11 protein-coding genes are annotated in these 14,715 nt (G+C 71.3%); 6 read left to right on the plus strand and 5 right to left on the minus strand.

The features are described 5' to 3' along the window. The first annotated feature begins 1 nt into the window (after position 1). From H958_RS37865 to H958_RS0116340, 5 genes are all read left to right on the plus strand, one after another. A complete protein-coding gene (locus H958_RS37865; RefSeq protein WP_037410345.1) occupies positions 2-4,072 on the plus strand; it encodes a DNA-directed RNA polymerase subunit beta' in 4,071 nt (1,356 codons plus the stop codon). A 950-nt stretch (positions 4,073-5,022) separates the two neighbouring features. After that, on the plus strand, positions 5,023-5,226 hold the full coding sequence (locus H958_RS0116325) for a hypothetical protein (RefSeq protein ID WP_028059454.1): 204 nt from the start codon (positions 5,023-5,025) through the stop codon (positions 5,224-5,226). Further along, entirely contained in the window at positions 5,227-5,490 is a 264-nt protein-coding gene (locus tag H958_RS0116330) for an OsmC family protein (RefSeq protein WP_081685950.1), read from the plus strand. A gap of 111 nt (positions 5,491-5,601) precedes the next feature. After that, positions 5,602-6,426 (plus strand): ArsR/SmtB family transcription factor, encoded by an 825-nt coding sequence (locus H958_RS0116335; protein WP_028059456.1) that lies wholly within the window; start codon positions 5,602-5,604, stop codon positions 6,424-6,426. Positions 6,427-6,443: 17 nt separating this feature from the next. Then, complete coding sequence (locus H958_RS0116340; RefSeq protein ID WP_028059457.1) at positions 6,444-7,229, plus strand: DUF899 domain-containing protein; 786 nt, start codon at positions 6,444-6,446, stop codon at positions 7,227-7,229. Here the strand turns inward: H958_RS0116340 and H958_RS0116345 are convergent. Next, the gene (locus H958_RS0116345) at positions 7,226-8,080 is read right to left on the minus strand and encodes a sigma-70 family RNA polymerase sigma factor (RefSeq protein ID WP_037410347.1); all 855 of its coding nucleotides are present in this window, start codon (positions 8,078-8,080) and stop codon (positions 7,226-7,228) included. The genes H958_RS0116340 and H958_RS0116345 overlap by 4 nt on opposite strands. A gap of 294 nt (positions 8,081-8,374) precedes the next feature. Further along, the gene (locus H958_RS37870; protein WP_051324369.1) at positions 8,375-9,598 is read right to left on the minus strand and encodes a branched-chain amino acid ABC transporter substrate-binding protein; all 1,224 of its coding nucleotides are present in this window, start codon (positions 9,596-9,598) and stop codon (positions 8,375-8,377) included. A gap of 302 nt (positions 9,599-9,900) precedes the next feature. Here H958_RS37870 and H958_RS0116360 point away from each other — a divergent pair, with 302 nt between their 5' ends. Then, a complete protein-coding gene (locus tag H958_RS0116360) occupies positions 9,901-10,590 on the plus strand; it encodes an endonuclease V (protein WP_028059459.1) in 690 nt (229 codons plus the stop codon). Positions 10,591-10,665: 75 nt separating this feature from the next. Here the strand turns inward: H958_RS0116360 and H958_RS0116365 are convergent, their stop codons facing one another. The 3 genes from H958_RS0116365 to H958_RS43500 all read right to left on the minus strand — a co-directional run bounded on the left by H958_RS0116365 (position 10,666) and on the right by H958_RS43500 (position 14,555). Next, positions 10,666-11,013: a response regulator gene (locus H958_RS0116365; protein WP_028059460.1), complete on the minus strand. Its 348-nt coding sequence runs from the start codon at positions 11,011-11,013 to the stop codon at positions 10,666-10,668. 66 nt (positions 11,014-11,079) lie between these two features. Next, a complete protein-coding gene (locus tag H958_RS37875; RefSeq protein WP_051324370.1) occupies positions 11,080-11,943 on the minus strand; it encodes a LacI family DNA-binding transcriptional regulator in 864 nt (287 codons plus the stop codon). Continuing rightward, complete coding sequence (locus tag H958_RS43500; RefSeq protein ID WP_051324371.1) at positions 11,940-14,555, minus strand: sensor histidine kinase; 2,616 nt, start codon at positions 14,553-14,555, stop codon at positions 11,940-11,942. The genes H958_RS37875 and H958_RS43500 overlap by 4 nt, the downstream gene beginning before the upstream one ends. Between the last annotated feature and the right edge of the window lie 160 nt (positions 14,556-14,715).

Genomic DNA, 14,715 nt, shown 5'->3' on the forward strand with positions numbered 1-14,715 from the left:
CGTGATCGACATCAATAATTTCGACGCGATCGAGATCGGCCTCGCGTCTTCGAAGCAGATCCGGAGCTGGAGCTCCGGTGAGGTCACGAAGCCGGAGACGATCAACTACCGCACGCTGAAGCCGGAGAAGGACGGCCTCTTCTGCGAGCGCATCTTCGGTCCGACCAAGGACTGGGAGTGCTACTGCGGCAAGTACAAGCGCGTCCGCTACAAGGGCATCGTCTGCGAGCGCTGCGGCGTCGAGGTCACGCGGTCCAAGGTGCGCCGTGAGCGCATGGGCCACATCGACCTCGCTGCCCCGGTGAGCCACATCTGGTTCTTCAAGGGCGTCCCGTCGCGCATCGGCTACCTGCTCGACATGGCTCCCAAGGAGCTCGAGAAGGTCCTGTACTTCGCGGCCTCGATGGTCACCTGGGTCGACGAGGACGCCCGCGCGGCGGACCTCGAGGAGCTGGGCGGCAAGGTCAACGAGGCGCTCGACGAGTACGCGGCCGAGAAGAACCTGCGCCTGCAGGAGATCGACGAGTCGCTCGAGCGGCGCGAGGAGTACCTGCGCTCCGGCTCCCAGTCGGGCTTCTCCGACGAGGACCATCTCTGGGCCGAGCACCTCGACCTCAACGTCAAGAAGCTCGAGGACGACGAGCGCGCGAAGCACATCAAGGACATGCGCAAGCTCCTGGAGTCCGATCGCTCGGACACCGAGGCCTACATCGAGGACGCGATGGAGCGCCTGCGCCAGGTCTGGGAGATCTTCCAGTCCATGGAGCCCAAGAACGTCGTCAACGACGAGACGCTCTTCCGCGAGCTCAAGGAGCGCTTCGGCTCCCCGTACGGCTGGGGCGAGTACTTCCGCGGCGGCATGGGCGCCGAGGCGGTCCGCGACCTGCTCGAGCAGGTCGACCTCGAGGCCGAGCGCATCGAGCTCGAGGAGCAGATCCGCACGGCCAAGGGCCAGAAGCAGCAGCGCGCGGTCAAGCGCCTGAAGGTCGTCTCGGCCTTCCTGAACTCCGGCAACAAGCCGGAGATGATGATCCTCGAGGCCGTTCCGGTCATCCCGCCGGAGCTGCGCCCGATGGTCCAGCTGGACGGCGGCCGCTTCGCGACCTCCGACCTCAACGACCTCTACCGCCGCGTCATCAACCGGAACAACCGCCTCAAGCGGCTGCTGGACCTCGGCGCGCCGGAGATCATCGTCAACAACGAGAAGCGGATGCTGCAGGAGGCCGTCGACGCGCTGTTCGACAACGGCCGCCGCGGCCGGCCCGTCACGGGCCCGGGCAACCGCGCCCTGAAGTCCCTGAGCGACATGCTCAAGGGCAAGCAGGGCCGCTTCCGGCAGAACCTGCTCGGCAAGCGCGTCGACTACTCGGGCCGCTCGGTCATCGTGGCCGGCCCGTCCCTGCGCCTGCACCAGTGCGGCCTGCCGAAGCTGATGGCGCTCGAGCTGTTCAAGCCGTTCATCATGGCCCGCCTCGTCGAGCGCAAGGCCGTCCAGAACATCAAGGCGGCCAAGAAGATGGTCGACTCGATGATCCCGGAGGTCTGGGACGTGCTCGAGGAGGTCATCCACGAGCACCCGGTGCTGCTCAACCGCGCGCCGACGCTCCACCGCCTGGGCATCCAGGCGTTCGAGCCGGTGCTGGTCGAGGGCAAGGCGATCCAGGTCCACCCGCTCGTCTGCCACGCGTTCAACGCCGACTTCGACGGCGACCAGATGGCGGTCCACCTGCCGCTGTCCGCCGAGGCCCAGGCCGAGGCGCGCGTGCTGATGCTCTCGTCGAACAACATCCTGTCCCCCGCGCACGGCGCGCCGCTGGCGACGCCGACGCAGGACATGATCCTCGGCACCTACTACCTCACGTACGGGCCCGAGGGCGACGAGCTGGCGGCGATCGACCCGGAGACGCACGAGCCGAAGGTGCACGTGTTCCGCTCCGCCCAGGAGGCCGAGCTCGCGTACGAGCACAAGATCGTCGGCCTGCACGACCCGGCGCACTACCGCGCCGAGTGGTTCGAGGGCGGCCACATCGCCACGACCGTCGGGCGCATCATCTTCAACGACAAGATCGAGCGCGCGCTGGAAGAGACGATGGGCGAGGAGTTCGACCGCTCCCAGTACACGTTCATCAACAAGTCCCTGCGCAAGCGCGACACGACGCAGTTCGTGGACACGCTGGTGCAGTCCTTCGGCGCCTCGGCGATCTCGCAGGTCCTGGACGCGTTCAAGGACCTCGGGTTCCGCTTCGCGACGCAGGCCGGCATCACGATCTCCAAGAACGACGTGGTGGTCCCGCCGTCCAAGCCGGAGATCCTCAAGAAGTACGAGGACCGCGTGGGCGCGATCCAGGAGCAGTACGAGGACGGCCTGATCACGCAGGAGGAGCGCCACCAGGCGGTCACCGACCAGTGGAACATGGCGACCGACGAGGTCGCGGACGCGATGATCGCGCACATCGAGACGACCGACGAGCTGAACTCCATCTACATGATGGCCAGCTCCGGCGCCCGAGGCTCGTTCAAGCAGATCCGCCAGCTCGCCGGCATGCGCGGCCTGATGGCCAACCCGAAGGGCGAGATCATCGAGCGGCCCGTGAAGGCGAACTTCATGGAGGGCCTCGACGTGATCGAGTACTTCACCTCCACGCACGGCGCCCGCAAGGGCCTCGCCGACACGGCGCTGCGCACGGCGGACTCGGGCTACCTGACCCGCCGCCTCGTGGACGTCGCGCAGGACGTGATCATCCGGATCCAGGACTGCGGCACCGAGGAGTACCTCGACCACCCGCTGTACAAGGCGACGGGTGAGCCCGAGGACATGCTCGTCGGCCGCGTCGCGGCGGCGGACATCACGGTCGGCAAGGAAGTCGTCGTGCCCAAGGGCGAGGAGATCGGCCGCGAGGCGCTCGCCACCCTGATCGCCGGCAACGGCGCCGTGGGCAGCACCCTCCCGGTCCGCTCCGTGCTCAAGTGCGAGGCGACGGTCGGCGTGTGCCAGAAGTGCTACGGCCGCTCGCTGGCCTCCGGCAAGACGGCGATGATCGGCGACGCGGTCGGCATCATCGCCGCCCAGTCGATCGGCGAGCCGGGCACGCAGCTGACCATGCGTACGTTCCACACCGGCGGCGTCGCCGGCGCGGACATCACGCACGGCCTCCCGCGTGTCGTGGAGCTGTTCGAGGCGCGCAAGCCGAAGGGCCTGGCGAAGATCGCCGAGGTCAGCGGCGTGGTCTCGATCGAGGACACCGACAAGGCCCGCACCGTCGTCATCACCGACGACGCCGGCGAGGAGCACCGCAACACGTTCCCGCGCCGCACACGCCTGCACGTGACCGAGGGCGACAAGATCGAGGCGGGCACGCAGCTCAACGAGGGCTCGCTGTACCCGCACGAGCTGCTCGACCTCCGCGGCCGCACCGCGACCGAGGTGTACCTCGTCAAGGAGGTGCAGGAGGTCTACAAGTCGCAGGGCGTGGACATCCACGACAAGCACATCGAGCTGATCGTGCGCCAGATGCTCAAGAAGGTGCGCGTCGAGCAGAAGGGCGACACGGACCTGCTCCCGGGCCAGTTCGTGGACCGTCACGAGTTCAAGCGGATCAACGACAAGGTGATCGCCGACGGCGGCGAGCCCGCGATCTCGGCGGAGATCATCCTCGGGATCACGAAGGCGTCGCTGGCGACCGACTCGTTCCTCTCGGCGGCCTCCTTCCAGGAGACCACGAAGGTGCTGACCGATGCGGCGCTCGAGGGCAAGATCGACCGGCTGGCGGGGCTGAAGGAGAACGTGATCATCGGGAAGCTGATCCCGGCGGCCACGGGCCTGAAGCGCTACCGCACGATCGAGATCGAGCCGGCGGAGCCGCTGCCCCGCGGCATCGACGACGTCGGGCTGCTCGAGGGCGACGATCTGGCGGCCGAGCTGGGGCTGGACGACGGCGAGGGCCTGCAGGGCTTCGGGCCGGCGTTCGACACGGCGGAGCTGGACGAGATCAACGCGGGCTTCGGGCCGGCGGGCGGCTCGTTCGACGACATCGGGGCGGACCTCGATGGCGGGTCCGACGAGGATCGCTAGCCGCTTCTAGCGTCTGATTCTTCGACGGCCTCGCTCCTGTTGGGAGCGGGGCCGTCGTCGTTAAACGACGGCGTGATGGGCGCTCGGCCGCGGGTCCTGCCCTCGTGGGACCCGGGTCGTCGGTCGACCCGAGACCGTCGGTGACGGGCGCGGTCGCCGTGCCCGGCCGACGCGCCGACCCCTGAACGCCCACGAGGCCACCCGCGGGTGGATCGGTCCCGGCTCAGGGCTCGCGCCGGGTGGCGCACGTCCGAAGCTGCTCCTGTGGACCTAACCGCGCGCGGGCGCAGCGGCGCCCAGCGACTCGTGAGGCGGTCTACCTGGTGTCCACCGCGCGGGCGATACGCGCCGACGAGCTTGAGGCCGTATGTCGCGAACGTTCAGGACCACCCCGGTGCGCGACAGTTCGAGGCAGCTGCGTTCCTGCCGCTGCGAGGCGCTCCGCCGGCGCATATCGCCGTGGCATGGCGCACCGGCGAGGACTCGGAGCTGGTCCGGACGATGGTCCGCATCGCGATCGAGGTCGGGCATGCCCCGACGATTGACAACCCCAGCCGGTGAACGGCGAGCGAAGCGATGTTTCTCGTGTCGGCCGGGCGGCCGCAGAGTTGCAGCCATGTCGACCATGACCGCAGACGCTCTCGAGCCCTACGTCAGCCAGCAGGACGATCCGTGGTGGTACAGCGACAGCCTGTTCGAGTTCCTGATCCCGAGCCATGCGACCGGCGGCCAGATCGCCGTCTTCCGCTCGACGATGCCGCAGGGGTTCAGCCCGCCCCGACACATCCACACGCGTGAGGACGAGGGTTCGTCGTCGAAGCCGGCGACGCGTGCTTCGAGATCGCCGGCCGCCGGGTGCCGGCCGGTCCCGGCACGAGCCGCCCATGGCCGGCTGACGGACCCAACGGGGCTGCCGGTCGTCGCGCATTGCGAGGAGTACGCTCTTTGGGATGGCGGCCGAGCCGGCGTACGTATCTCGCGTGAAGATCGAGCGGCTGGGCGGCCCGCAGCGGCTTGCGTACCTGCCCGCCGAGGATGAGCCGGTGGCGTTCGGGGTCCATTCCGAGGTCGCGGCGCACTACGGCGTCAGCCCCGGCAAGTATCCCCCGCACGCGACCACGCTCGACTACGTGGTGGCGGCCGCCGGCGGCTGACTGGCCGGCACCTTTGCCGGCGCGCTGGAGGCGCGTCACATCGACGTCGATCCGGAGGGCTACCAGGTCGAGGCGATCGGCGAGGTGATGCTCGAGGACAAGGTGCTCGTGATCCGGCGCATCACCGTTCACTACCGGCTCGCCGTTCCGGAGGACCGGCGCGAGGAGGTCGAGCGCGTGCACGGGTTCCACGCGCGCTTCTGCCCGGTCGCCCGCAGCCTGCAGGGCGGCATCGACGTGCGCACCGAGCTCGAGCTCGTCTGACGCGGCGCGCCACCGCGCCCGCGGTGTCCCCGGGCGCCGTCCTAGGGGACGGCTTGACAGGCAGCCGTGTGGCTGCGTATCATAGGCAGCCAGATGGCTGCCTATTCGCACATGGACGAGGTCTTCAGAGCGCTGGCCGATCCGAGCCGGCGGCTGCTGCTCGACAGCCTGAACGAGCGCAACGGTCAGACGCTGCGCGAGCTGGGCTCGAGACTGGACATGGCCCGCCAGTCGGTGAGCAAGCACCTTGCGGTGCTGGAGGCGGCCAATCTCGTCACGACCGTTCGCCGCGGTCGGGAGAAGCATCACCACCTCAACGCGGCGCCCATCAACGAGATCGCCGAACGCTGGATCACGCGATACGAGCAGGACCGCGTCCACGCGCTCGCCGATCTGAAAAGAGCACTGGAGGACACCCCCGTGGAGAAGCCCTCGTTCGTCTACACGACGTACATCCAGACCACGCCCGAACGGCTCTGGCAGGCGTTGACCGAGCCGGCGTTCACCGAGCGCTACTGGGCAATCACGTTCGACTCGGACTGGGCGCCCGGTTCGGCCATGACCTGGCACACGCGCGGCCTGACGATCGCCGACCCCGAGCAGGTCGTGGTCGAGTCCGAGCCCTATCGCCGGCTCTCGTACGCGTGGCACACGCTCACCCCCGAATGGGCCGAGTCGCTGGATCTCACCGACGAAGCCCGCGACCGCCTGGCCGCCGAGCCGCGCTCGAAGGTCACCTTCGAGATCGAGCCGCTCGGCGAGCAGGTCAAGCTGACCGTGATCCACGATGACCTCGAGCCCGGCGGCATGGCCGGCTCGCTCATGAGCCACGGCTGGCCGCGCGTCTTGGCCAACCTCAAGACCCTGCTCGAGACCGGCGAGACGCTCCCGGACCTCCAGCAGAACACGCCGGCCAGGCTCGGGCTGACGCACTGAGACGAGGAGACATCCACATGACCACCCACACCACCGCCAGTCGCGCGCAGTGGCTCGCTGCGCGCCTCGAGCTGCTCGAGGCCGAGAAGGAGCTGACCCGCCGCAGCGACGATGTGGCCCGCCGGCGCCGGCAGCTGCCCTGGGTTCGCGTCGAGAAGGACTATCGCTTCCACACCGAAGCCGGCGCCGCGTCGCTGGCCGACCTCTTCGGTGGGCGCTCGCAGCTCCTCGTCTACCACTTCATGTTCGGACCCGAGTACAAGGGCGGCTGCCCGTCGTGCTCGGCGATCGCCGATGGCTTCAACGGCTTCGCCGTCCACCTGGAGCACCACGACGTCGGGTTGATCGCGGTGTCGCGCGCCCCGATCGCCGCGCTGCAGGCCTACAAGCGCCGCATGGGGTGGACCTTCCCGTGGGCCTCGTCGCTGGACAGCGACTTCAACTTCGACTTCAACACCTCGTTCACCGAGGACCAGCAGCGCTCGGGCACCGTCGACTACAACTACCGCCCGACCGACACGACGTGGCTCCGGGAGGCCGGCGAAGAGGGCCGCGCTGCCGAGCACGCCGCGATGACCGGCACCGACGCGGCCACATACCTCCGCGAGCAGCCTGGCATGAGCGCCTTTGCCCTCGAGGACGGAGCCGTCTACCACACCTACTCGGCGTATGCGCGCGGCCTGGACTCGCTGTGGGGCATGTACCAGTGGCTGGACCGGGCGCCGAAGGGTCGCAACGACACCGGGGCGTGGTTCCGCCCGCGAGACGAGTACGAGCGGCCGCCGGGTCCGGCCGGCGTCTAGCGCGCGACGAGGGCCTCGAGATCCAGCCCGCCGATCCGGGCCGGGCCGGACAGGGCATCGATCGCCGTGATCCGGCCGTCGACGACCGTGAAGGCGAGCACCGCGACCGGCACGCCCGCCTCGGTGGCGACGAAGCCGGCCGCGCCGTCGACGATCACGGGATGCGCAACGCGCCTGGTCGAGAAGAACCGCGCGCGGCTCGCCACTGCCCGAGCGCCCTGGATGATCTGCAACGCGCCGCCACCGTCGTCGCCGCGTAGGACGACGTCGGGATCGAGCACGGCGAGCAGACCCTCGAAGTCGCCGCCGCGGGCGGCGGCCAGATACGCGTCGACGATCTGCCGGTCGGCGGTGGGCGCGTCGCGGTCCGCGCCCTGGACGCGGCGCCGCGCCCGTGACGCCAGCTGCCGCGCCGCGGCCGGCGATCGGTCGACGATCAGCGCGATGTCCTCGAACGGCACCGCGAACATGTCGTGGAGGACGAACGCCAGGCGCTCGGCAGGCTGCAGCGTCTCCAGCACGACGAGCAGCGCGGCGCCGATCGCGTCCGCGGCCAGCGCCTCCCCCTCCGGGTCTGGCGCGGTGTCGTCCGCCCGCGTGATCAGCGGGTCGGGCAGCCGCCCGGCCTCGAGCGCCTCCTCGCGCCGGCGCTTGCGCGCATCGATCATCGTGAGGCACACGCGCGAGACGACCGTCGTCAGCCAGCCGCCGATGTTGTCCACATCGCTGGTGTCGGCGCGGTTGATGCGCAGCCACGCCTCTTGGAGCGCGTCGTCGGCCTCGGCCCGCGAGCCGAGAATCCGGGTGGCCACGGCGTGCAGGTGAGGGCGATGTGCCTCGAATGCGTCCATCTCGTCACATCCTCGCGATTCGATCGGTCAAGGGGCCTGACCGACGTCAACCGACGGATGTGACACCGAGCAAGAGCCCATGTTGATGACCGCCCGCATGACCACCCCCGCCTTCGCCGTCGCCAGGGCGATGGACGCGCTCAACGCGCTGTCGAAGGCCGCCGGCCCGCGCGCCGATCAGCGCCGAGCTCGAGGCGCAGCTCGGCGCGCTCGTGCTGGACCTGGAACCGCCTGAACGTCGCCACCCAGCAGGTGGTCGGCGAGCGAACCGCGTGAGCCCTTCGCGCGGCCCCGTCAGCTCTGCACCTGCACTGTGTGGTCGAACGCGAGCGCGCCGTTCTTGATCCGGTAGACGCCGTACGGCGTGAGCGTGATGTCGCCGTTCTTGTCGATCGAGTACTTGCCGAAGACGCCTTCGCGGTTCTTGGTCGCCAAGAGCTGCTTGGCGACCGTGGCGCGGTCGTTGCCGGCGTCGCCCGCGCGCTTGATCGCGTCGAGCAGCAGGCTCATCGACTCGTACCCGTAGACCGCGTAGCGGTCCGGGTTCTTCTCGCCGTACTTCTGCTCGTACGACTTCAGGAACTCCTTGCCGGCGGGCGGGTACTCCTCGGGCGCGACGCCGGGGATCGTGATCAAGACCCGCTTGGCGACGCCCGTCGGAAGGCCACCGTCCTTGGGATCGAAGAAGCCGGACTCTCCCACGCCCTCGGGGCCGAACAGCGGCGCGTCGGGCAGCGCGGCCGCGATGTCCTTGAAGATCTGGACGGCGTTGTTGGCCGTGATCCCGCAGTAGATGAAGCACTGTGCGCCCGTAGCCTTGATCTTGGACGCGAGCGAACGGTAGTTGGCGGCGTTCTTGTCGATCCCCTCGTCGCCCTTGATCGCCAGGCCGGCGTTCTTGGCGGAGAGCTCGACGTTCTTGGCCAGGCCCGCGCCGTAGACCTCCTTGTCGTTGAGGATGTAGGCAGAGGCGCAGCCCTTCTCCTTCGCCAGCACCACGAGCGCTGCGCCCTGGTAGGTGTCCTTGGGCAGCACGCGCGCGTAGGTGCGAATGCCGGTCGGGTAGTACTTGTCGGGCTCGCCGGGCGAGGCGCCGGGGTCGTCCGAGGTGATGCCGACCGCCGTGTTGCCTGGGCTGACCTGCGCGATCTGCGCCTCGTTGAGGATCGGGAGCGAGACGGCCGTGGCGCCAGAGTTGAACTCGCCGATGTAGCCGATCGTCGACTTGTCCTGTGCGGCCTTGCGCGCGTTGGCCGAGGTCGCGTTGGGCTCCCAGCCCGCGGCCTGGGCGGTCGAGTCGTCGAGCGACGTGTACTTGATCGGGAACTTGCCGGCCTTGTTGCCGGCCTGCTCGAGCGCGAGCTTGGCGCCATTGACGGCGGCCACCGCCTGCGCCCTGGCAGCGCCCTGAAGCGGCAGGCTCGAGTAGATGGTCAGCTGCTCGCCAGCGCCGCCGCCGCCGGGCTTGCCGCCGCCGCCACCCTCGTCGCTGCCGCAGGCTCCGGCCGCGAGGGCCATCGTCAGCGCTGCGACGGCGAAGACGGCGCGAACGCGTCCACGCCTCGCGGCGCTTGCGCTTGAGGACCGTGTGTTCCACATCGTCGTTTCCTCTCTCTGCATGCGAGTCCCAGCCAATCCAGCTCGCGTGAGTAGCGCGCAGAGCACGTGCGTTGGGGCGCGTGTCCGCGCCGCGGGGGAGCCGGGTCGGCGGCCGCGCCGAATCCATCTCCGATCGTCTGCGCCCATGGTGCTCCTCGCGGGTTCCTCACGCAAGCATCACGTCAGAGACCAACGCACCACGGCGCGATCGGGTCGCGCGGGTGAGCGACAATCGCGTCATGTGGCCGCGATCGGCGCGCGATCTCATCGACGGGCAGGAGCGGCTTGCACGCGCGCAGCCGGCGCTCTGGCGGCCTAGATCCACGCCGCACGTCGTCGGCGCGTGCGTCGTGCGATTCCCGCGCGGCCAGATCGGGCCCGGCGCCCGCGGTGACCCAGGCTGGGCGGCGGCGGTCGCGATGGGCGGTCGCCGCGTCGTCGCCGAGGCGACCGTCACGGGCGCGGCGGCTGGGCCCTATGCCCCGGGTCTGCTCGCGATGCGAGAGGGCCCGCTGCTGGAGGCGGCCGTGCGCCGGCTCGCCGTCGTGCCCGAGGTCCTGCTGGTCGACGCCACCGGCCGCGACCACCCGCGCCGCGCGGGCCTTGCCCTGCAACTCGGCGCGGAGCTCGGGCTCGCAACCGTCGGCGTCACTCACCGGCCGCTGCTTGCCGATGGCGATTGGCCCGCCGACACGCGCGGCGCGACGGCGGCTCTGTTGCTCGGGGGCGAACGCGTCGCGGCCTGGCTGCGCTCGCGCGCGGGCACGCGGCCGGTGGTCGTGCACGCCGGCTGGCGCACCGACGTCGACGTGGCGGTCGATGTCGTCATGGCCACCGTGTGCGAGCACCGCACGCCCGAGCCGCTGCGCCATGCGAGATGGCTGGCGCGCATCGCGCGGGCGCACGGATAGCTCGCCCCGCGATGGTCGCGACCGAGGGACGCACCACCGGCGCGTGCTCGCCGGCTTGACGTCCTTCGACGCCATCTAGTCCATCAGGCGGGCGATCGCCGCGGCACCGAGCTCGGTCTTCGGCAGGAAGCCCGCCGCCGAGCTGTGCGCGAGCAGGTCGCCGACGTCGTCCTGCCCGTAGCTCGAGATCAGGACGACGCGGGTCGCCGGCGCCAGCGCGGCGAGCTGGTGGCTGAGCTCGATGCCATCGTCCTCACCGAGCTCGATGTCGACGAGCGCGACGTCGGGCGCGAGCGCGCCGACGAGCTCCAGCGCGCGGCCGCCGCTGGACGCGCACGCCACGACGTCCATTCCCTGGGACCGCAGCAGGCGCGACGCGGACGATAGGAACTCCATGCTGTTGTCGACGATCACGCAGCGCACCGGCAATGACCTAGCTTCCCTGCCGGGACCGCGCGCATGCAATGCGGGCGAGCGCCCGCCGACTCGTCAACCCGGCGTATCCGCCCGGCGCGGCGGCGCCGTCGACTCGCGCACGACGAGCCGCGTCGGCAGCTCGATATGCCGGATCTCGACGCGGTCGCCATCCAAGAGCCGGCTCAGCAGGCTGACCGCCGCGCGGCCCATCTCGGCCAGCGGCTGGCGGACCGTCGTGAGCGCCGGCGTGACGATCGTCGCGAGGCCGATGTCGTCGAAGCCGAGGATGGAGAGGTCCTCCGGCACGCGCACGCCCCGCTCGCGCGCGGCGCGGATCGCGCCGATCGCGAGCGCATCGTTGAAGGCGAAGATCGCGGTCGGCGGCTCGGGCAGGCCGAGCATCGTGCCGGCGGCCTCCGCGCCCGGTCCGAGCTCGAAGTCCGCCGCCGCCTGCAGCGCCGGGTCGGGCGGGATGCCGGCGGCGGCGAGCGCGGCGTGGTACCCGCGCCGGCGGTCCTCGGTCGCCAGCCAGCCCGGGGGCCCGGTGATCGCGCCGATCCGGCGGTGGCCGAGCGCGAGCAGGTGCTCCATCGCCTGGTCCGCGCCCGACCGGTGCGCGACCGCGACCGATGGGATGGAATCGTCGAGCGGCAGCAGCGGATCGGCGACCACGAACGGATACGAAGTCCTCAGCGTCCGCCCGAGCTCCTCGCTGGACTGCTCAGGCAGGACGATCACCGCGCCGTCGGTCGCGCCGTGCATGCGGTCGAGCAGCGAGGCCTCGCGCGCGCGCTCGTGCAGCGTCGTCGACAGCACGAGCCGCAGCTCCCGCTCGTAGGCGGCCTCCGCGGCGCCCGACAGGATCGGCGAGAAGTACGGGTCGTTGACGAGTGGCACGAGCACGGCGACGAACCCGCTGCGCGCGGGCGCGTTCAAGGTGCCGCCGGCGTCGCGATGGGCAGCTCGACCGAGATCCTGGTGCCGCGCCCGGGCGGGCTCTCGACCGAGATCCGCCCGCCGAGCGCGGCGACGCGGTCGCTCAGGCCGGTCAGTCCCGTCCCGGCCCCGGTCCCGGCCACGGCGCCGCCGACGCCGTCGTCGGCCACCGTCGCGCGCACCCTCGCCTCGTCGCGCGCGACGGTGACCGAGATCGCCGAGGCGCGCGAGTGCTTGATCGCGTTCGTGAGCGCCTCGGAGACGACGTAATAGACGCCCGTCTCGACCGGCGCCGGCGGCCGCTCCTCGATCTCGACGTCGACATCGACGCTGATCGGCGACTTGCCCGCGAGCGCCTTCAGCGACGGACGCAGGCCTCCGCGCGACAGCTGCGCCGGATGCAGGCCGCGCGAGACCTTCCGGACCTCCTCGAGCACCGACTCGAGATCCCGCTCGGCCTCCCCGAGACCGGCCTGCGCGGCCTGCGGGTCCTCCGCGATCGCCGCTCGGATGCGCTGCAGGTCGAGCCGCAGCGCGATCAGCCGCTGCTGCGTCCCGTCGTGGAGGTCCCGCTCGAAGCGCCGCCGGGCGTCGTCCCCCGCGGCGACGATGCGTGCGCGCGACGCGACCAGCTCGGCGCGCGCCGTCGCGTTGGACACCGCCGTCGCGACGAGCTCGGTGAACTGGCTCAGCCGGACGGCCGAGTGCTCGGGAATCGGCTCCGGCAGCGCCGACAGCGCGATGATCGCTCCCCAGGTGCGACCGCCGACGATCATCGGCGCGCCGATCGCCGACCGGAAGCCGGCGCCTCGGGTGATCTCGGCGATCGTGCCCCCGAGCTCGCCGTAGTCGTCGATGCGACCGGGCCGGCCCGTCCGGCGAACCAACGCCATGACGCTCGGACCGTCGAGCGCCCAGCGGCTGCCGACCGGGAACGGGGGGTCGCCCGAGGCGGCGACCACGGTGGCGGTGCCGTCGTCCTCGTAGCGCACCATCTCGATCCGCGGCAGCCCCAGGATCCGGGCGACCTCGTCGGCGACGGCGGCGAAGATGTCCTCCGGCGGCACCGTCCTTGCGACCAGCGTCGCCACCCGCCGCAGCGCCGCCTGCTCCTCCGCGAGCCGCCGCAGGTCGTCGTTGGCCTGGGCCTTCGAGAGCGCCGCCGCGGCGATCTCGGTGAACGCGGCAAGGCGCGCCTCGATGTCCTGCGTCGAAGCGGTCGAGAGCACGATCCGGCCGGTGTAGCTGCCGGCGAACACCGGCAGCGCCTCGCGCCGGCGCCGCCTCGTGACCGCGACGGCTCCCCAGACGTCGCCGTCGACGACGATCGGCACCGCCGCGCCGGACTCGAGCTGCGCCGGATGCCCGGTCTCGAACACCGCGGCGAAGCAGCCGGGCGGGGCGTCGAGCGGCCGGCGGCTGCCGACGGGGAGGTCCGGATCGTCGAGCGAGGCGACCACGACCCACTCGCGGCCGGGCTCGTAGCGGACGACCGTCACCGACGTGACGTCGAGGATGCGGGCGACCTCCTCGGCGACGGCCGCGAGCAGCTCGTCGGGCGCCGCGCCCTCGGCGGCCAGCGTGGCGACGCGACGCAGCGCGGCCTGCTGATCGGCGAGCCGGCGGCGGCGCTCGCGGGACTCGGCGTTCGAGACCGCGATCCCGACGAGCTCGGTGAACTCGCTCAGGCGCGCCTCGACGTCGGCGGGCGGCGGATCGTTCCCCCGCGCGCCCACGCAGAGCGCGCCCCACGCCTTGGCGTCGACGACGATCGGGACGCCGGCGCCCGAGCGCAAGCCGGTCTGGCGGACTGCGGCTGCGAGCGTCCCTGGCAGCTTCGCGTAGTCGTCGATCCGCGCCGGGCGCCCGGTCTCCAGGATCGTCGCCGAGAGGCTGGGACCGTCGAGCGGCCAGCGGCTGCCTACCGGGAACTCGGGACTGTTCAGCGATGCGACCACGGTTCCGGCGCCGTCCGGGTCATAGCGGAGCAGCGACACCGTCGGCACGCCGAGCACACGCACGATCTCCTGCGTGACCGCGGCGAACAGCTCGGCGGCCGGAGCGCCCTCGGCGACCAGCGTGGCGACCCGCCGCAGCGCGGCCTGGCGGTCGGCGAGCCCGCGCAGGCGGTCGCGGGACTCGGCACTCGCGATCGCGACCGCGATGAGCTCGGTGAACGCCTGCAGACGGACGTCGGTGTCGGCGGGCAGCCCCTCGACGTCCGTCGCGCCGGCACAGATCAGGCCCCAGACGGCGCCCTCGACCGTGATCGGGACGCCGACCATCGAGCCGGTCGCGCTGTCCGGCGCCGGGTCGTCGTCGCTGCGCGCGGCGCGGCCGGTGTCGACGATCCTCGCGGCGAGGCCCCGATGCTCCCGCGGCCAGCGGTCGCCGACCGCGAAGCCGGGCGCGTTGGAGGTGGCGAGCACCGTGACGGCGCCGCCGGGCTCGTAGCGCCCGAGCGCGACGGCCGCGACCGGGAGCGCGCGCGCGACCTCGTCGGCGACCGCCGCGAACAGCTCGGCCGGCGTCGCGCTCGTGGCGACGAGCGCGGCGACGCGCCGAAGCGCGTTTTGCTCGAGATCGGCACGCAGCGGGTCTTCGCTCTTCACCGTCGCCTCGCGTGGCTGGCCTACTCCCGCCATGATGACGCAGGCTTGCGGCCGGCTCCGGGGCGTGGCATCCCCTCCGTTCGCGCCGGAGCGCTCGACGTGTCAGGCTCCTCGGGCACACGGCGCCGGCAGCGCTCGGGCGAAGGGCGGAACTGATTGG

It is taken from the genome of Candidatus Solirubrobacter pratensis (assembly GCF_000425945.1).
Taxonomy (GTDB): domain Bacteria; phylum Actinomycetota; class Thermoleophilia; order Solirubrobacterales; family Solirubrobacteraceae; genus Solirubrobacter; species Solirubrobacter pratensis.